At 50.2% G+C, this 18,506-nt stretch carries 16 protein-coding genes; 2 read left to right on the top strand and 14 right to left on the bottom strand.

All coding sequences use genetic code 11. The features are described from left to right. Positions 1–157: 157 nt before the first annotated feature. The 12 genes from nuoL to lrhA all read right to left on the bottom strand — a co-directional run bounded on the left by nuoL (position 158) and on the right by lrhA (position 14,031). A complete protein-coding gene (nuoL, locus tag J1C60_RS06015; RefSeq protein WP_128178736.1) occupies positions 158–1,996 on the bottom strand; it encodes an NADH-quinone oxidoreductase subunit L in 1,839 nt (612 codons plus the stop codon). Beyond that, the gene (gene nuoK, locus J1C60_RS06010) at positions 1,993–2,295 is read right to left on the bottom strand and encodes an NADH-quinone oxidoreductase subunit NuoK (RefSeq protein ID WP_128178735.1); all 303 of its coding nucleotides are present in this window, start codon (positions 2,293–2,295) and stop codon (positions 1,993–1,995) included. The genes nuoL and nuoK overlap by 4 nt, the downstream gene beginning before the upstream one ends. Then, a complete protein-coding gene (gene nuoJ, locus J1C60_RS06005; RefSeq protein WP_128178734.1) occupies positions 2,292–2,846 on the bottom strand; it encodes an NADH-quinone oxidoreductase subunit J in 555 nt (184 codons plus the stop codon). The genes nuoK and nuoJ overlap by 4 nt, the downstream gene beginning before the upstream one ends. Positions 2,847–2,856: 10 nt before the next feature. Beyond that, on the bottom strand, positions 2,857–3,399 hold the full coding sequence (gene nuoI / locus J1C60_RS06000; RefSeq protein WP_128178733.1) for an NADH-quinone oxidoreductase subunit NuoI: 543 nt from the start codon (positions 3,397–3,399) through the stop codon (positions 2,857–2,859). Between the two features lie 12 nt (positions 3,400–3,411). Then, entirely contained in the window at positions 3,412–4,389 is a 978-nt protein-coding gene (nuoH, locus tag J1C60_RS05995) for an NADH-quinone oxidoreductase subunit NuoH (RefSeq protein ID WP_128178732.1), read from the bottom strand. Continuing rightward, entirely contained in the window at positions 4,389–7,109 is a 2,721-nt protein-coding gene (gene nuoG / locus J1C60_RS05990; RefSeq protein ID WP_128178731.1) for an NADH-quinone oxidoreductase subunit NuoG, read from the bottom strand. The genes nuoH and nuoG overlap by 1 nt, the downstream gene beginning before the upstream one ends. Positions 7,110–7,323: 214 nt before the next feature. Beyond that, positions 7,324–8,664 (bottom strand): NADH-quinone oxidoreductase subunit NuoF, encoded by a 1,341-nt coding sequence (nuoF, locus tag J1C60_RS05985; protein WP_128178730.1) that lies wholly within the window; start codon positions 8,662–8,664, stop codon positions 7,324–7,326. After that, the gene (nuoE, locus tag J1C60_RS05980) at positions 8,661–9,176 is read right to left on the bottom strand and encodes an NADH-quinone oxidoreductase subunit NuoE (protein ID WP_128178729.1); all 516 of its coding nucleotides are present in this window, start codon (positions 9,174–9,176) and stop codon (positions 8,661–8,663) included. Before nuoE ends, nuoF begins: the two co-directional genes overlap by 4 nt. A gap of 2 nt (positions 9,177–9,178) precedes the next feature. Continuing rightward, entirely contained in the window at positions 9,179–10,978 is a 1,800-nt protein-coding gene (nuoC, locus tag J1C60_RS05975) for an NADH-quinone oxidoreductase subunit C/D (protein WP_128178728.1), read from the bottom strand. Between the two features lie 236 nt (positions 10,979–11,214). Further along, positions 11,215–11,889, bottom strand: a complete 675-nt coding sequence (locus J1C60_RS05970) for a NuoB/complex I 20 kDa subunit family protein (protein ID WP_128178727.1) — start codon at positions 11,887–11,889, stop codon at positions 11,215–11,217. A 15-nt stretch (positions 11,890–11,904) separates the two neighbouring features. Next, positions 11,905–12,342, bottom strand: a complete 438-nt coding sequence (locus J1C60_RS05965) for an NADH-quinone oxidoreductase subunit A (protein WP_128178726.1) — start codon at positions 12,340–12,342, stop codon at positions 11,905–11,907. Positions 12,343–13,104: 762 nt separating this feature from the next. Continuing rightward, positions 13,105–14,031: a transcriptional regulator LrhA gene (gene lrhA, locus J1C60_RS05960; protein WP_128178725.1), complete on the bottom strand. Its 927-nt coding sequence runs from the start codon at positions 14,029–14,031 to the stop codon at positions 13,105–13,107. A gap of 1,021 nt (positions 14,032–15,052) precedes the next feature. Here lrhA and J1C60_RS05955 point away from each other — a divergent pair. Then, positions 15,053–16,270 carry a pyridoxal phosphate-dependent aminotransferase gene (locus J1C60_RS05955; RefSeq protein ID WP_128178724.1) on the top strand — a complete coding sequence of 406 codons (1,218 nt, stop codon included), beginning with the start codon at positions 15,053–15,055 and terminating at the stop codon, positions 16,268–16,270. Positions 16,271–16,399: 129 nt separating this feature from the next. Continuing rightward, the gene (yfbR, locus tag J1C60_RS05950; protein ID WP_128178723.1) at positions 16,400–16,999 is read left to right on the top strand and encodes a 5'-deoxynucleotidase; all 600 of its coding nucleotides are present in this window, start codon (positions 16,400–16,402) and stop codon (positions 16,997–16,999) included. Positions 17,000–17,126: 127 nt separating this feature from the next. On the opposite strand, the gene J1C60_RS05945 is transcribed toward yfbR, so the two are convergent. Both J1C60_RS05945 and J1C60_RS05940 read right to left on the bottom strand, forming a co-directional pair. Beyond that, positions 17,127–17,786, bottom strand: coding sequence for a sugar phosphatase (locus J1C60_RS05945; protein WP_128178722.1), 660 nt, complete (start codon positions 17,784–17,786; stop codon positions 17,127–17,129). Positions 17,787–17,799: 13 nt separating this feature from the next. Beyond that, positions 17,800–18,294 carry a YfbU family protein gene (locus J1C60_RS05940; protein WP_128178721.1) on the bottom strand — a complete coding sequence of 165 codons (495 nt, stop codon included), beginning with the start codon at positions 18,292–18,294 and terminating at the stop codon, positions 17,800–17,802. Positions 18,295–18,506 lie beyond the last annotated feature (212 nt).

The raw sequence follows: 18,506 nt of genomic DNA, 5'->3' as shown, positions 1-18,506 counted from the left end.
GCCAGTGCCGCAATCTTTACATACTTACAGTACGCTGCAGTTGCTATGCGCTGGCGAAAACCCCTATTTCCGATACCGATGATGCCCATTTAATTGGGGAATATTTCACATGCTTTTATTGGGGCAAAGCTAACCGCACTGCCCCGCTCACTAACTTTTACATCACCAACATCAGTGCCAGAACCACTACGGCACCTACGCTCATCGAGGCAACGTACCAGCGCAGGTAGCCATTTTCGCTGACCACCAACCCTTTATTTGCCAGTCGGGAAACGACCGCTGGAATGTCCATCAAACCGTTTAATGGGTCACGCTGTAGCAGCCAGGCGATGCCGAGATACGGCTTAACGAAGACTTTGTCATACAGCCAGTCAAAGCCCCATGCAGCAAACCACCAGGTACTGAAGAAGCGACCAATGGCGCTGTTAGCGATACGAGTTACCAGCACACGTTTACCCAGCCAGAGGCTGGCAGCCAGCAAGATGCCGACGATCGCCACTACACCGGAGGTGATTTCCAGCGTCAGTACGCTGCCGTGAGCCAGTTCAGTGGTCTCCGGTAACACACCCCGCAGCGGTGGAACAATCATCGCACCAATAAAGGTTGAGAGAATCAGCAGAACAATCAGCGGCAGATGATGGGTGATACCTTTACCTGCATGCGCATGGATTTTCTCTTCGCCGTGGAAGGTGATAAAGATCATACGGAAGGTGTAGAGCGAGGTCATAAACGCCCCGACCAGACCTGCGACCATCAGGTTGATATGTCCGTTTGCCAATGCACCAGCCAGAATTTCATCCTTACTGAAGAAGCCAGCCGTAATCAGTGGAAGCGCGGAAAGCGCGGCACCACCGACCAGGAAGCAGGTATACACCAGCGGGATACTCTTACGCAGGCCACCCATTTTGAAAATGTTCTGCTCGTGATGGCAGGCCAGAATCACCGAGCCAGAAGAGAGGAACAGCAACGCTTTGAAGAATGCATGCGTCATCAAATGGAAGATAGCGGCATCCCACGCCTGGACACCCAATGCCAGGAACATATAGCCAATCTGGCTCATAGTTGAGTATGCCAGCACACGTTTGATATCGGTTTGCACCAATGCGGCAAAACCTGCCAGCACAAGCGTAACTGCCCCAACGATACCCACCAGATGAAGAACTTCCGGCGTCAGCAGGAACAGGCCGTGCGAACGTGCAATCAGATAAACACCCGCCGTCACCATGGTCGCGGCATGGATCAGTGCAGAAACCGGCGTGGGTCCGGCCATTGCATCGGCCAGCCACGTTTGCAACGGTAACTGTGCTGATTTACCTACCGCACCCCCCAACAACATCAGCGTCGCCCATTGCAGCATGTGATTATCTGCTGCAAAGTGCGCCGGCGCGAGCTCAACCATCTCACGGAAGTTGAGCGTACCTAATTCGTTGTAGAGAATGAACAACGCGAACGCGAGGAACACGTCACCGACACGCGTGATGATGAACGCTTTCATCGCCGCTGCGCCGTTATTCGGGTTGGTGTAATAGAAACCAATCAGCAGATAAGAACAGAGCCCTACCCCTTCCCAACCCAGATACATCAGCATCAGGTTATCCGCCAGCACCAATACCACCATACTGGCGATAAACAGGTTGGTATAAGCGAAGAAGCGCGAGTAACCCTCTTCACCACGCATATACCAGGAGGCGAACATATGAATGAAGAAACCCACGCCGGTGACCACCGATAGCATCGTCAGTGACAAACCATCCAGCGTGAGGGCAACATCAATAGTAAAGTTGCCCACATTCATCCAGGTCCAGAGAGCCTGATGAAATACCTGTTGGCCGTTATTGAAAAAATCCACACCAACAAAGATGGTGACCAGCGCAGCCAAGCCAACCGAGCCCATTCCCACCGTTGCAGCCAGGTTCTCTGACCAACGGCCGCGTGAAAATGCCAGCAGCAAAAAGCCGATCAGCGGAAGCAGAATTGTTAAATAGAGAAGGTTCATCCGCGCATCTCGCTCACTGTATCAATGTTCAGAGTTTGACGACGACGATGAAGCTGGAGCAGCAATGCCAGACCAATACTGGCTTCCGCCGCCGCAAGGCTAATCGCCAGGATATACATCACCTGTCCGTCGGCCTGCCCCCAATAACTTCCCGCCACCACGAACGCCAGTGCGGCAGCGTTAATCATGATTTCGAGGCCAATTAACATAAACAGAAAATTACGACGCATAACCAGCGCGGTCAGCCCAAGGACGAATAAAATCGCCGCCAGGATGAGGCCATGTTGCAGAGGGATCATGCTTGTTCCTCCTTGTTACTTTTCGCTGCATCGCCAGGACGATTGCTTAGCAGTTCACCCTGCCGATCTTCACGCCCGACATGGAACGCAACGACCAGGCCTGCCAGCAGCAGCATAGAAGCCAGCTCGACGGCAAGGACATAGGGGCCAAAAAGGCTAATACCAACGGCTTTAGCATCAATCATGGAACCGTCGATACCCTGATCGTTTGCCGTAGAAATGGCATAGATCAGCACCGCCAGTAGAACTAACGAAACCACCCCAGGGCCAATCCATAACGAGGGTTGCAACCATTTCCGCTCCTGCTCTTCCACCGAACTGCCAAGGTTGAGCATCATTACCACGAAAACGAACAGCACCATAATGGCACCGGCATAGACGATGATTTCCAGCGCACCCGCAAAATAGGCACCCAATGAGAAAAACACGCCTGCGATAGCCAGTAACGAAATAATCAGATACAACAACGCATGCACCGGATTAGTGTGGGTAATGACGCGCAATGTCGTCAATATCGCCACCAGTCCGCAAATATAAAATGCAAATTCCATGTCCGGTTCCTTAAGGTAACAAGCCTTTGACGTCGATAGGCTTGGCTTCGTTTGCAGCGTCGCCTTTGTCTTTACCTTCGATCGCCATCCCCGCCATACGGTAGAAGTTGTACTCCGGATATTTACCCGGCCCTGAAATCAACAGGTCTTCTTTCTCGTAAACCAGGTCCTGACGCTTAAACTCACCCAGCTCGAAATCCGGAGTAAGCTGGATCGCGGTGGTCGGGCAGGCTTCTTCACACAGACCACAGAAAATGCAGCGCGAGAAGTTGATGCGGAAGAACTCCGGATACCAGCGGCCATCCTGCATCTCTGCTTTTTGCAGCGAAATACAGCCAACAGGACAGGCAACCGCACACAGGTTACAGGCAACACAGCGCTCCTGACCGTCCGGATCGCGCGTCAGCACAATACGTCCACGGTAGCGCGGCGGCAGGTAAACCGGCTCTTCCGGGTACATCATGGTTTCACGCTTAGCAAATGCGTTCATCCCGATGAGCCAGATACTGCGTACTGTGGTGCCAAATCCCACCACAAGGTCTTTTAATGTCATGATCTTAACCTCTTACTGCGCGTTGTACAGAATCACTGCGGCAGTCGCCAGCAGGTTCAACAGCGTCAACGGCAGACAAACTTTCCAGCCGAAAGACATCACCTGGTCATAGCGCGGACGCGGTAACGCAGCACGAATCAGAATGAACATCATCATGAAGAATGCAGTCTTGATGGCAAACCAGAAAATCGGCGGCAGCCATGGACCATTCCAACCGCCAAAGAACAGCGTTACGATCAACGAGGAGACGGTCACGATACCGATGTATTCACCCACAAAGAACAAGCCAAATTTCATACCGGCATATTCAATGTGGTAACCATCTGCCAGTTCCTGCTCGGCTTCCGGCTGGTCAAATGGATGACGGTGACAAACCGCAACCCCCGCAATTGCAAAGGTGATGAAGCCAAGGAACTGAGGAATGATATTCCACATATGCTGCTGGCTATTGACGATATCGATCATATTGAATGAGCCAGCCTGTGCGACAACGCCCATCAATGACAGCCCAAGAAACACTTCATAACTCAGGGTTTGTGCAGACGCACGCATCGCCCCCAGTAATGAGTATTTATTGTTGCTCGACCAACCCGCGAATAGCACCGCATAAACCGCCAGACCCGCCATCATCAGAAAGAACAGCAGACCAATGTTCAGATCCGCCCCCATCCAGGTTGAAGTGACCGGTACGATAGCCATCGCCAGTAGCAGTGATGTAAAGGCAATCATCGGTGCCAGGGTAAAGATCACCCGATCGGTAAATGGTGGTGTCCAGTCCTCTTTGAAGAACATTTTGATCATGTCGGCAACCAGCTGCAGCGAGCCGCCCCAGCCGACGCGGTTGGGTCCGTAACGATTCTGGAATAAGCCGAGCAGCCGGCGTTCACCAAAACTCATAAACGCGCCACAGCCCACGACGACAAACAAGATAACCAGTGCTTTACCTATGGCAATCAGGGTGTCGATAACTTCCGGTGTCAACCAGTTCATTACACAGCCTCCTGCAACGTGTCGATGTTAGCGCCAGCAAGGAACGGCGGGATGCCCGGCATACCTAACGGCAAACCGACCTGCCCTGCCTGCAATGATTCAGAGATGCGTACCGGAAGACGTAATTGCTCGCCATGACAGGAGAATGACAGCGCACTACCTGCATTGACGCCCAGTTTAGCGGCATCAGCCGGGTTAACCACAACATAAGGCTCTGCCATCCGCTGTTGCATAACCGGCGAACGCTGAGACATTTCATCGCTGCCAAACAGCTGATAATAAGGTGCGACACGCCAGCTCTGCTCGCTAACGAAGGCAGATGGCACCGTATCAAACCAACCAAGCTGCCCCTCGCTCGCTTCAAACAGGCGCACGCCAGGATCACCATTGCGCAATTTACCACCGACTTCAGCCTGGAATTTGTTCCACGCCTGTGGTGAGTTCCAACCCGGCGCCCAGGCAAATGGGATCTGCGAACGCGCAGCACCCGGCTGGTTGTTCCCTTCCATTGAGAAAGCGAACATCGTGTCTTTATCCTGCGGCTGACGCGGTTCGTGCACGCTGATATTTGCACGTGTTGCGGTACGTCCACTTAAACGGATAGGAGAACGTGCCAGCTTTTGACCACGGATACGGAAGCTGGCGTCCGGCGCGGCTTCTTTTATCGCGGCCAGCTGTGGCAATGCGGTTACGCAAGCATCAACTACATGGTCAAACTGCGTCCAGTCAGGATTACGGCTCTCGACAGTGCTGTGCAGTGAATGCAGCCAGCGCCAGCTCTCCAGCACCTCTACGCTATTATCATAGAAAGCAGGATCGTAAACCTGGAAGAAACGCTGAGCGCGCCCTTCCTGATTGATCACCGTACCATCACTTTCTGCAAAACTCGCGGTTGAGAGGATCAATCCGGCTTTTTCCATCGTGGCCGTGCGCTGGTGATCAACCACGATCACATTCGGCGTATTGCCAAGCGCAGCGTCCACTTGTGCTTTTGGCGCATGACGATAGAGATCGTTCTCCATAATCACCACCGCATCAGCTGCGCCATTGGCCAGTTCTTCCAGCGTCTCATCCAGCGATTTACCGCCAATCAGACCCAGACCAATACTGTTCGCAGCCGAGGCCAGCAGGGTAATGCCCACATCCGCACCGCGGCCTTTTAACGCTTTTGCCACGTTGGCAGCCGCTTCGATAACAGCAGGGCTTCCGGCATGGGTGCCGGAAATAATCAGCGGTTTTTTGGCACCAGCCAGCGCCTGAACCACCACATCAATTTTTCCTTTCAGACTCGCGTCGATATCGCTGACAGCAGGCGCTTGTGCATCCAATGCGTGTGCAATTGCGAAGCCCAGCCGTGCCTGGTCTTCGACCGGTGCACGATAGCTCCATGCTGCGATATCATCCAGACGAGTCTGATCGACGTTAGTGACAAATAACGGATGTTTTGCATGCTGACCGATATTCAGGATGGCTGCGATCTGCCAGTCAGCGACTTTTTGCGCTGCTGCCATTTCACGAGCTTTCCCCTTCACCGCCTGACGTACTGAAAGCGCCACGCGTGCACCGGTTTGCGTGAGATCTTCACCCAGCACCAATACCGCATCGTAACTTTCGATTTCACGCAATGCTGGCGTATGAATACCACCTTCCTGCAGGATCTTCAGCATCAGTTCCAGACGCGCCTGCTCTCCCGCCGGGATGCCGGTTGAAAAGTTTTCCGCACCAACCAGCTCACGCAGCGCGAAGTTACTTTCGACGCTGGCTCGCGGCGATCCTATACCCACTACACGTTTCGCCTGCCGTAGTACGTCAGCCGCCCCTTGCATAGCCTGTTCGCCGTTGAGCGTGATCCAGTCATCGCCACGGCGCTGCATCGGATGACGAGGACGATCTTTCAGGTTCACATAGCCGTAGCCAAAACGTCCGCGGTCACAGAGGAAATAGTGGTTAACGGTACCGTTGTAACGGTTTTCAATACGACGCAGTTCACCGTAGCGCTCACCTGGGCTGGTGTTACAACCCACGCTACATTGCTGGCAGATGCTTGGCGCAAACTGCATATCCCATTTGCGGTTATAGCGTTCTGAGTGGGTTTTGTCGGTGAAGACGCCGGTTGGGCAGATTTCGACCAGATTACCGGAAAACTCACTTTCCAACGTGCCGTCTTCAGGACGACCAAAATAGACGTTATCGTGCGCACCATACACGCCCAGATCGGTGCCATCAGCATAGTCTTTGTAATAACGCACGCAGCGGTAGCAGGCGATACAGCGGTTCATCTCGTGGGAGATAAAAGGCCCCAGGTCCTGGTTACGGTGCGTGCGCTTAGTAAAGCGATAGCGTCGGAAGCTATGGCCCGTCATGACGGTCATATCCTGAAGATGGCAATTCCCGCCCTCTTCGCAGACTGGACAATCGTGCGGGTGGTTAGTCATTAACCATTCCACCACGCTTTCGCGAAACTCTTTAGCTTCGCCGTCATCGATAGAAATGAAAGTGCCATCAGACGCTGGCGTCATGCAAGACATGACCAGGCGACCACGGGTATCTTCCGCATTTTGATATTGCTTTACCGCACACTGGCGGCATGCACCCACGCTACCCAGCGCGGGATGCCAGCAAAAATAAGGAATATCAAGACCAAGGGAGAGACATGCCTGTAGCAGGTTATCCGCCCCGTCCACTTCATATTCTTTACCGTCTACATGAATTGTAGCCATAGTGAACATGCTTCCGTAAGGCTCGTCGTCAGACAAGCGTTAAACACAATTCTTTTTATCCTTCATCATGCAGGATGCGTCACAGTACTGGCTGCGTTCTCTTACCCGGAAGCCTGGTGTTATTCAGCTACCGGGGGACGCTCTGTTGCCATCTTGCTACGACCTGCAATCTGTCGGGTAAAATTAGCGATAATTTTCGCTTCTTATCTGGACGTTACCAGCGTGCTTTTAACAGGTTTGGCTGGATACCCGCGATAGCATTGACATTGCCAAACACCTGCGGCGCAATACCTGCTTCAAATTCGTCGCGGAAATACTTAATGGCGCTCTGCAGTGGCTCTACTGCACCTGGGGCATGCGCACAGAAGGTTTTTCCCGGACCAAGTTGACGGCAAAGCTGTTCCAGCGTTTCGATATCACCTGGCTGCCCTTTCCCTTGCTCCAGCGCGCGCAGAATTTTAACGCTCCACGGCAGGCCATCACGGCAAGGCGTACACCAACCGCATGATTCACGAGCAAAGAACTCTTCAAGGTTGCGAACCAGAGAAACCATGTTGATTTCATGATCCACCGCCATTGCCAGCGCTGTTCCAAGACGGCTGCCGGCTTTACCAATACTGGCAAATTCCATTGGCAGATCGAGATGAGCTTCCGTCAGAAAATCGGTACCGGCACCACCAGGTTGCCAGGCTTTAAATTTCAGCCCATCACGCATGCCGCCAGCATAATCCTCAAGGATTTCGCGCGCGGTTGTACCGAAGGGTAATTCCCAGACGCCCGGATTTTTCACCCGTCCGGAGAAGCCCATCATTTTCGTCCCGGTGTCATCACTCTTTGAGATGCCCTTGTACCACTCAACACCGTTGGCGAGAATAGCGGGTACGTTTGACAGCGTTTCAACGTTGTTGACGCAGGTTGGTTTGCCCCACGCACCGGCAGAAGCCGGGAATGGCGGCTTGGAGCGCGGGTTAGCACGACGTCCTTCCAACGAGTTAATCAGCGCAGTTTCTTCACCGCAGATGTAACGCCCTGCGCCGGTATGCACGATCAGCTCAAAATCAAAACCAGTGCCGAGGATATTTTTACCCAGCAGTCCCGCTTCTGTCGCTTCCGCAATGGCACGGCGCAAATTCACCGCAGCTTCAATATACTCCCCACGCAGGAAGATATAACCACGATAGGTTTTCAGAGCGAACGCGCTGATCAGCATGCCTTCAACCAGTTGATGAGGCATTTGCTCCATAAGCAGGCGGTCTTTATAGGTACCGGGTTCCATTTCATCCGCATTACACAACAAATAACGGATATTCATGGACTCATCTTTTGGCATAAGGCTCCACTTCAGACCGGTGGAAAAGCCCGCGCCGCCGCGCCCTTTCAGGCCGGAATCTTTAACCAACGCCACGATTTCATCCGGCGACATCCCTTTCAGGGCTTTTTCCGCGCCGGCATAGCCGTTTTTGCTGCGATACTCATCCAGCCACACAGGCTGTTTGTCATCACGCATACGCCATGTCAGCGGATGCATTTCGGCAGTACGCACAATCTGTTTCATTGATACTGCTCCAGTAAGGTGGCGATGGTCTCCGGCGTCAGATGCACATGCGTATCTTCATCGACCATCATCGTAGGGCCCTTGTCGCAGTTACCGAGGCAACAGGTTGGCAATAAAGTAAAACGACCATCGGTTGTCGTTTGTCCCGGCTTGATATTTAAGTTTTCTTCCAGAGCAGCCTGGATCCCTTGAAAACCGGTGATATGGCATACCACGCTGTCGCAATAGCGGATCACATGACGGCCTACCGGCTGGCGAAAGATCTGGCTGTAGAAAGTAGCAACACCTTCTACATCGCTGGCTGGAATACCTAATACTTTTGCAATGGCATGAATCGCGCCATCAGGTACCCATCCACGCTGCTTTTGCACAATCTTCAGTGCTTCAATAGAAGCTGCCCGAGCGTCTTCATAATGGTGTTTTTCGTGCTCGATCGCGTCATGCTCTGCTGCAGTCAGCACAAATAATTCATTTTCATCGATCGTTTCGATCGCAATTCTTTGATCGTGCATAATTAACGGTCCACGTCTGACATAACAAAATCGATACTACCCAAGTAAACGATCAGATCGGATACCAGGCTGCCATTGATCACAGAAGGGATCTGCTGCAGATGCGGGAAGCTTGGCGTACGTACGCGGGTACGATAGCTCATGGTGCTGCCATCACTCGTGAGGTAGTAACTGTTAATTCCCTTTGTCGCCTCAATCATCTGGAAGGATTCATTAGCGGGCATTACCGGCCCCCATGAAACCTGTAAGAAGTGGGTGATCAAAGTTTCGATATGCTGCAACGTGCGTTCTTTTGGTGGTGGCGTGGTCAGAGGGTGATCTGCTTTGAACGGACCCGCTGGCATATTGTTCAGGCATTGTTCAAGAATACGCAAGCTCTGGCGCATCTCTTCCATCTTCAGCATGACGCGCGTGTAAGCACAGCTCACACCATCGCCAATCGGCACTTCAAAATCAAAGTTTTCATAGCCAGAGTATGGACGCCATTTGCGCACGTCAAAATCCAGGCCTGTCGCACGCAGTCCAGCGCCGGTAGTCCCCCACGCTAGCGCTTCGTCCATTCCGTAGGCGGAAACCCCTTTAGAACGGGCAATCAGTACAGAGTTTTTCAGCGCCGTCTGCTCATAAGATTTCAGACGTTTTGGCAACCAGTCGAGGAATTCGCGCAGCAGACGATCCCAGCCCTTTGGCAGATCGTGTGCAACACCACCGATGCGGAACCACGCCGGATGCATACGGAAACCGGTGATAGCTTCGACGATATCATAAATTTTCTGGCGGTCAGTAAAGGCAAAGAACACCGGTGACATAGCACCAACGTCCTGAATAAAAGTAGAAATGTAGAGCAGATGACTGTTGATACGAAACAGTTCAGACAACATGACGCGGATCACATCAACGCGCTCGGGAACCTTGATACCGGCTAGCTTTTCAACGGCTAGCACATAGGGCATTTCGTTAACGCAGCCCCCCAAGTATTCAATACGGTCAGTGTAAGGAATATAGCTGTGCCATGACTGACGCTCACCCATTTTCTCCGCGCCGCGATGGTGGTAACCGATATCAGGCACACAATCGACGATCTCCTCACCATCCAGTTGCAGAATGATGCGGAATGCACCATGCGCCGACGGGTGGTTAGGGCCGAGGTTGAGGAACATATAATCTTCGTTGGCAGTACCGCGCTTCATGCCCCAGTCTTCGGGCTTGAAAGTCATTGACTCCATTTCCAAATCTTCTTTCTGCTTTGTCAGCTCGAAAGGATCGAATTCGGTCGCACGCGCGGGATAGTCTTTACGCAGCGGATGCCCTTCCCAAGTTTGAGGCATCATGATTCGCGTCAAATGGGGATGACCATCAAAGGTAATACCAAACATTTCCCAGGTTTCACGCTCATACCAGTTCGCGTTAGGGAATATTTTGGTGATCGTCGAAAGGTGAAGATCGTTTTCGGATAATGCCACCTTGAGCATGATGTCGCGATTGCGTTCAATAGAAATAAGGTGGTAGAAAACCGAAAAATCCGCAGCCGGTAAACCGTCGCGATGGGTGCGCAGACGTTCATCCATGCCGTGCAGGTCGTAGAGCATCACATAAGGTTTAGGAAGTTTGCGGAGAAACTCCATAATCTCCAGCAATTGTTCACGTTTAACCCAGACAACCGGTACACCGGTGCGGGTTGGCTGAACAGTGAACACATCGGGCCCAAAGCGGTTACGCAGCTCGCCGATCACCGGGTCATCAAGGTGATCACGGGTTTGCCATTCAGGCTGAGCGAGATCTTGCGTGGTCAAATCTGTCATAAGTCGTTTACCATACGGGCCTGTTTACAGGCACTCAGTGTTGGCGTAAGGATGGGCTGTATGCGTTATTCTTGTTATGCGCCAACTATCAGCCCACATCCATAAACTGTTATTCCCGTCATACTTCAAGATGCAGGTATTTGCTACGCTCGTTTATAAGGTGACTTACTACTGTAAGCGCCTGTGATTCACCAGCGTGTTCCTTATCCTGCGCCTCAAATTATGTCAGGTATCGCTTATATTTCGTCAGGGGTACGCAGGTTAGTCACGGCAATACGCTCAGCGTGTTTTCTTTCACGCTCCGATTGCATGTTGGCGCGGTAAACTCCCTGATCGCCAACCACCCATGAAAGTGGGCGCCGTTCTTTACCAATCGATTCCTGCAGCAGCAACAGTGCTTGCATATAGGCTTCAGGTCGCGGTGGGCAGCCTGGAATATAAACGTCAACAGGCAAAAACTTATCAACGCCCTGTACCACGGAGTAAATGTCGTACATCCCGCCGGAGTTCGCACAGGCTCCCATTGAAATCACCCACTTTGGCTCCAGCATCTGATCATAAAGGCGCTGGACTACCGGTGCCATCTTAGTGAAGCAGGTACCCGCAACCACCATAAAGTCAGCCTGACGCGGCGAAGCACGAATAACTTCCGAACCAAAGCGCGCAACATCGTGCACCGCAGTAAAAGAGGTAGTCATCTCAACATAACAACATGAAAGACCGAAGTTAAACGGCCAAAGGGAGTTTTTGCGTCCCCAGTTCACCATATCATGCAAAGCATGCTCAAGCTTGCCCATGTAGACATTCTGATGAACGTGTTTTTCCAGGGGATCGCTGACAATCTCCTGTTTTTGTAGGGGATAACGGTCATTCTCACCGTTTGGGTCTATGCGGGTGAGCGTATAGTCCATCTTATTGCCTCGCTATTACTGCGTATGACGGTTGGCGTGCGAGATAGTGGTTTTTTTGACTACAACACGACGAGGTGCAGGAGCCCAATCCAGAGCGCGAATACGCACCAGATAAACCAGACCAGCTAGCAGTACCAAAATGAAAATTGCGGCTTCCACAAAGCCGATCCATCCGCTTTCCCGGATAGCTGTCGACCATGCGTATAAATAGAGGGCTTCAACGTCAAAAATAACGAAGAACATTGCGACCAGGTAGAATTTTGCTGACATTCGCAGTTTCGTGCTACCGACCGCTGCAGCACCTGATTCGAAAGGCGTGTCTTTATATCTCCCACGCGCTTTTCCGCCCAAAAACCATGCTCCGGCCAACATTGCACAGCAAAGACCGACGGAAACTATAAGGAAAACAGCGAATGCCCAGTGATGAGCGATAACTTCAGTGGTTGTTGACATACTCTCTGCTTACTTATCAAAAGTGGTGCAAGGCATCCTGCCCCGTTTAACGGCAGTTAACACACCACATCAAGTCAAGGGAAGGATGAAAAACCTTATAAATCTTGCTGCCTTTCATGGTAAACAGCAATTTTATGGGGTTTTTTACTCCTTTCTATAACCTTTTGTCAACTTTGACAAAAGTATCCACACACTATTTTACACCCGCGTTATTTTATTAACATTTGATGCGCAGTTAATAGGCTAAATCGTGTCAGTTAGTTCATGTAATAAGAGTGTAGCGGGTAATCACATGGATGGAACGGGTATTTAACAAACATATTTTGACAGGATTCTATGGCTTTTCCTGCCCCTTACTGGGGTTATTTTTATGATCCAGAGCACATTTTTGCCCTTTTTGCGAAAAAAATCGACAATTTTGAGACAAAAGTTAGTAACACAGAGTGATTATTTACGCATCTTCGCAAATGAATGTCGCTATCCGCGCGAAAAAAGAAACGGAAAAGCATAACGCCCTGTCTCACAGTAAAAAAACCACCTTGCTATTAGTAATAAGGGCAATAAAAAAGCCTTTCAGATCCAAGATTGGATGAAAGGCTTTTTTTAAGCAATTAATGTGCTCAATTCACTGGACGAATGGTAGCTACTTTGTGCATCTTCGCGTCAGTCCCGGAACTGATAACCTGACTCAATGCCCAGCCGAAGATCCGTCAGGACACAGCGGCATCAGTGCAGCATTAACAATATAGCGGGTTGAGGCCATTATTCCTCATCATCCAGTAAAATAGCCCCATCCTGGCCATTCGCCAGTAAATTATAGGGGTCGTTACTGGACTCCATCGCATTAAAAATAGCGATCGCCAGCTCATTATCACTATCCGGGTTGCGACAAAGCAGATACTGCGTATCAGGTAAAACCGGTAGCCCCTCAGCAGCGCCCATTACACGCAACTCAGGACTCATCATTTCAACCGGTCTCGCGGTGACACCCAGACCCGCTTTCACGGCAGCGCGTACTGCAGCCAGTGTTGAAGCAACATACGAGATGCGCCATGGTATCCCCGCTTCATTAAGGTGGTCGATGGCCATATCGCGATACGGGCTCGGCTCATCCAGCAACACCAGAGGAATCGCTTCTCCGCGTTGGAAAACATAATCAGCCGCGCAATACCAGAGCGTTGGGGATGTACGCAGTACTTGCGAGGTGAAATTCCCCGGGCTGGATGTCGTCACAACCAGATCAACTTCTCCCTGGTTAAGCATCTCCATCATAAATGGATTACGCTTCACCCGGACATCAATAGCCAACTTCGGATAGATTGATGTCACTCGATTTAACAGGAAAGGTAAAATGGTATCTGAGGTGTCGTCGGAAGCACCAATAGTAAGTACGCCCTGAATATTGCTGTACATAAGGGAGGTGCAAGCTTCGTCATTGAAGCGCAATATCTTCCTGGCGTAGCCCAATAACTGGATACCATGCTCAGTGAGTAACTTATTACGACCATGGCGGGCAAACAGCTCTTTGCCAACCAGTTGCTCAAGTCGTTGCATCTGTTGGCTCACTGCTGATTGCGTTCGGCATACCGCTGCTGCTGCTGCTGCAAAGGTATTAAGATCCGCAACGGCAACAAACGTTCTCAGCAGATCGAGGTCGAGGTTCAGTATCGGACGATTTGCATTAGTCATGTTTTTTCTTCACTTATTAGATTTTTACAAACAGCTACCCTGGTGTTATTACACGTACCGATAAACTATCAGACGGTAATAAATGCGTAATACCTAAAAAGCTAAAATAGCCAGCCCTCTTAAGGTATTACGTTATCTGACGACGAATAAAATTCACTTTCTGATATGACTACCCTCACCTTCGCGAGGAGCAGATCAACAATCAATAGTCTTTTTCGTCTGATACATCAGTCTTGCGCGAAGCACCGATCCATAAGTTGCAGGAAGCTGCGTCGTAGTCTTTGAGCAACGCTGTAGTGACGCAAGTCGACATGAAGTTACAGCGCGTTTGTCTGAAGCAGACATAAAAATCAATTTCCAAAACGCAGCAAATACAACGTTAAACTATTAATTATGTTTAATCATTTTAGCGATAAAAAGAGAACTTTAATCACCGGGGATCTCTACTTTTTTTATGCAAAGTCCCTAGCTATCTATCCTGCCATACTGTCGCTTATTTTTTAAGCCCCCATATTCTTATTCTTGTCACTAAAGCTGCATATTTCCAGCGAAAAGCCGTTTTCACTGGCCTGCGAGGCAAAAAAAAAATGCATACGCTACGTTATGCAAAGTGTAGACCAGGTAATTAAGCTTCCCCCCTTGCCAGGAGATTGTTAGCAATCTGGTTGCGCCAGAGTAAAAAAACACACATATCATAAATAATATTTAATTATTTACCGAATCATCAATTTACCTATTTTCACCAAACGCAGCGCATGCACATGTGCGCATCTCACAGACATACCTGTCTTTATCCTCTCCCGATCAATTATGCAAAATTAAAAGCCAAAAAAAACAACAAAAAAAGCATTAAAAATTATCAAGTAAAAATAAAACAGAAAATTTCACCAGAAAGAAGTTAATTCATTCCCTATCGCGCCAAAACTAAAGACTGTTCTTCTAAAGCGCGAGGCAGAGGAGTAAATTATGCGTGATATTTTTCCACGGCAGGAATGCGGTTCTGCCAGTTAAGGCGATACAGATGAACTCACTGATTGATAAATCCAACAAACTGGATAACGTCTGTTATGACATTCGTGGCCCGGTATTAAAAGAAGCAAAACGCCTTGAAGAAGAAGGCAATAAAGTACTTAAGCTCAATATTGGCAACCCCGCCCCATTTGGCTTTGACGCTCCCGACGAAATCCTGGTTGATGTGATTCGCAACCTCCCCAGTGCACAAGGCTATTGTGATTCAAAGGGACTGTACTCTGCGCGTAAAGCTATTATGCAGCATTACCAGGCACGAGGTATGCGTGATGTCACCGTGGAAGATATTTATATTGGTAACGGCGTATCTGAACTGATTGTGCAATCCATGCAGGCCCTGCTAAACAGTGGTGACGAGATGCTGGTCCCTGCTCCGGATTATCCTCTGTGGACCGCCGCAGTGTCCCTTTCTGGTGGCAAAGCCGTGCACTACCTGTGTGATGAGTCCGCAGGCTGGTTTCCCGATCTCGATGATATCCGCAGCAAAATTACGCCACGTACGCGGGGTATCGTTATCATTAACCCCAATAATCCAACTGGTGCCGTTTACAGCAAAGAGTTGCTGCTGGAAATTGTTGAGATCGCGCGTCAGCATAATCTGATCATCTTTGCCGATGAGATCTATGACAAAATTTTATACGATGCGGCACAACATCATTCAATTGCGGCACTCGCTCCCGACCTTCTGACCATTACGTTCAATGGCCTGTCAAAAACCTACCGCGTTGCAGGATTTCGTCAGGGCTGGATGGTACTTAACGGTCCGAAAAAACATGCGAAAGGCTATATCGAAGGGTTAGAGATGCTGGCCTCGATGCGCCTGTGCGCCAATGTCCCGGCGCAGCATGCCATTCAAACGGCGCTGGGCGGCTATCAGAGCATCAGTGAGTTTATCGCGCCGGGTGGCCGTTTGTACGAACAGCGCCAGCGTGCATGGGAATTAATTAATGATATCCCTGGCGTGAGCTGCGTGAAACCACAGGGCGCCCTGTATATGTTTCCGCGCATTGATGCTAAACGTTTTAATATTCATGATGATCAAAAAATGGTGCTCGACTTTCTGCTGCAGCAAAAAGTGCTGTTGGTTCAGGGAACAGCATTTAACTGGCCATGGCCGGATCATGTCCGCATAGTCACCCTGCCACGCGTTGATGAGCTCGATATGGCCATCAATAAATTTGGCCGTTTCCTTGAGGGCTATTCCCAATAGAGCGGAAGGATTAGCCGTTTTCCCGGGAGCAGCGAGGTAAAACACCCGCTGCATCCTGTAGAACGATGGGTATATACTGTGGGCTCGAGGAGTAATAAGCTCCGGAAGGCTCAGACACAGGAAAAGCCCATGACTCAAAGCCATTTTTTTGCCCACCTCTCACGTCTGAAACTCATCAATCGCTGGCCCCTAATGCGCAATGTGCGCACCGAAAATGTATCTGAACACAGCCTGCAAGTTGCGATGGTGGCACATGCTCTGGCGCTGATTAAGAACAAAAAATTCTCTGGCAACCTTAACGCTGAACGTATTGCCATGCTGGCGCTGTATCATGATGCCAGTGAAGTTCTGACTGGCGATTTACCCACCCCAGTAAAATACTATAATGAGCAGATCGCCCATGAATATAAAAAAATAGAGAAAATCGCCCAGCAAAAGCTAATCGAAATGCTGCCAGCCGAGTTGCAGGATGCCTGGCGACCATTGCTTGATGAGCATCAGCATACCCCGGAAGAGAACGATATTGTTAAACAAGCCGATGCGCTTTGTGCTTACTTAAAATGTCTCGAAGAGCTTTCTGCCGGGAATAACGAATTTCGCCTGGCGAAGGTCCGCCTTGAGAAAACCCTCACTCAACGTCGAAGCTCGGAAATGGATTACTTTATTGAGGTATTCGTTCCCAGCTTTACCCTCTCACTAGATGAGATTAGCCAGGACACACCGTTGTAAGCGTCAGCCGCTCCTGAGCAGGATAGTGCGGTATCGGACTGACGTATCTTTGTAAAAAGGCAAAATCTTGCTGCCAACAGCACACTGACATTCATTTATCCCCCGTAGTTGAGGGGGACGTCCTCAATTAATGCTTTCTATGAATAGCAATGCGCCCATCGCTATCTTTACCAATAATAAGCTCTTCCAACGTCGTCAGGACCATATCGACATCCTTAATACGCGGCGCATCAGCGGGCGCATTCACCGCGATGACATGGCATCCAGAAGCCAGTCCTGACAAAATACCGGCAGGGGCATCTTCAATCACCACGCACTCTTCTGATTCCAACTCGAGCAATTGCGCACCTAACAGATAAGCATCGGGTGCTGGCTTGCCGTTCTTTACCTGCTCTGCAGTAATAAATACGTTAGGTTGTGGTAATTTCGCCGCCTGGTGACGCGCCCGAGCAACGGGCTCTGTACCCGAAGTCACAATGGCCCACGGAATATCCAGCTCATTCAGCACCGCCAGTAACTGCTGCGCGCCAGGCAATGCGGTGATTCCATCAGTATCCTCCGCTTCCATTCTTTCCAGAGCGTAAAATTCTTGCTGGATTTCCTCCTCGGAGGCGCCGGCCATAAAATGACGCAGTGAAGTCATCGCCTGTTTACCATGGATAAAGTTCAAAACCTCATCGGCAACAATGCCGTGTTTCTCCCCCCAGTGCGTCCATGAACGTTCCACCGCCGGCAGAGAATCAACCAACGTGCCGTCTAAATCAAACAGAAACCCTCTACACTTCACTTGCGTATCCTTATCAGGCATTAATAATTTGCGCGATCTCATTCGCACTTAGATGATATTGGCGGGGACAGGTTTGCCACACTGCAAGCATACGTTGGTATTTTTCCAACATTGGCGTTTGCGCATTAAAATCATGCGTCCCCGAGTCAAAGTGGGTATAACGCCCTTCAACGCTCACCATGAAGCGTACATAGCCGAGATAACGTGCTTCCGTAGCCGCGTCAAACCCCAGAAAAGCTAACCGACGCTCTTCAAGCGTATCGTTATCTTTCAGATTGCTCCAGGAAACATGCAGCGCGTGGTGCATCTCCATAATATTGATGATAGTACGACATGTCTCTTCACTCAGATCACCAAACTCACGATCTAATTCGCGCATTTGTAAGCCATATCCGCGTTCAACAATCGTTTGCTGCCGACAGTAACGCTCTGCATTATCCGGATCGAGCATTGTCATCATTTTGTATTGATTAGAGAGGATTAAACGTTGCGCGTTGGTCATTTCCATCTTCAACTCCGGCGTTATCACGATAGTATTAAAATAGAGCCGTCATATACCAGATCACAGGTTTAACCAGCTTGCCGCTCCTGCAACTCAAATATTTCCGGCTTTAAGAGATACCATCAGGATCGCACAACAACGCCCAGCGCGGTATCGCAAGCCAACGCTTCTTTGATTTAGTTCGGGTTTCAGTGTTTTTTAGCAACGGCTTTTGAACT

Origin of the sequence: [Pantoea] beijingensis (genome assembly GCF_022647505.1) — a bacterium.
In the GTDB taxonomy this organism is placed as follows: domain Bacteria; phylum Pseudomonadota; class Gammaproteobacteria; order Enterobacterales; family Enterobacteriaceae; genus Erwinia; species Erwinia beijingensis.
This window is presented reverse-complemented; position numbering and strand designations above follow the sequence as displayed.

What these genes read in the sequence shown, in the direction of transcription:
- nuoF (WP_128178730.1), bottom strand. Translation starts at nt 8,664, where the DNA reads ATGAAACAGATTGTGCGTACTGCCGAAATGCATCCGCTGACATGGCGT.
- nuoE (WP_128178729.1), bottom strand. Translation starts at nt 9,176, where the DNA reads ATGCACGATCAAAGAATTGCGATCGAAACGATCGATGAAAATGAATTA.
- nuoC (WP_128178728.1), bottom strand. Translation starts at nt 10,978, where the DNA reads ATGACAGATTTGACCACGCAAGATCTCGCTCAGCCTGAATGGCAAACC.
- J1C60_RS05965 (WP_128178726.1), bottom strand. Translation starts at nt 12,342, where the DNA reads ATGTCAACAACCACTGAAGTTATCGCTCATCACTGGGCATTCGCTGTT.
- J1C60_RS05970 (WP_128178727.1), bottom strand. Translation starts at nt 11,889, where the DNA reads ATGGACTATACGCTCACCCGCATAGACCCAAACGGTGAGAATGACCGT.
- nuoJ (WP_128178734.1), bottom strand. Translation starts at nt 2,846, where the DNA reads ATGGAATTTGCATTTTATATTTGCGGACTGGTGGCGATATTGACGACA.
- nuoG (WP_128178731.1), bottom strand. Translation starts at nt 7,109, where the DNA reads ATGGCTACAATTCATGTAGACGGTAAAGAATATGAAGTGGACGGGGCG.
- nuoK (WP_128178735.1), bottom strand. Translation starts at nt 2,295, where the DNA reads ATGATCCCTCTGCAACATGGCCTCATCCTGGCGGCGATTTTATTCGTC.
- J1C60_RS05940 (WP_128178721.1), bottom strand. Translation starts at nt 18,294, where the DNA reads ATGGAAATGACCAACGCGCAACGTTTAATCCTCTCTAATCAATACAAA.
- J1C60_RS05955 (WP_128178724.1), top strand. Translation starts at nt 15,053, where the DNA reads ATGAACTCACTGATTGATAAATCCAACAAACTGGATAACGTCTGTTAT.
- nuoL (WP_128178736.1), bottom strand. Translation starts at nt 1,996, where the DNA reads ATGAACCTTCTCTATTTAACAATTCTGCTTCCGCTGATCGGCTTTTTG.
- yfbR (WP_128178723.1), top strand. Translation starts at nt 16,400, where the DNA reads ATGACTCAAAGCCATTTTTTTGCCCACCTCTCACGTCTGAAACTCATC.
- nuoI (WP_128178733.1), bottom strand. Translation starts at nt 3,399, where the DNA reads ATGACATTAAAAGACCTTGTGGTGGGATTTGGCACCACAGTACGCAGT.
- lrhA (WP_128178725.1), bottom strand. Translation starts at nt 14,031, where the DNA reads ATGACTAATGCAAATCGTCCGATACTGAACCTCGACCTCGATCTGCTG.
- nuoH (WP_128178732.1), bottom strand. Translation starts at nt 4,389, where the DNA reads ATGAACTGGTTGACACCGGAAGTTATCGACACCCTGATTGCCATAGGT.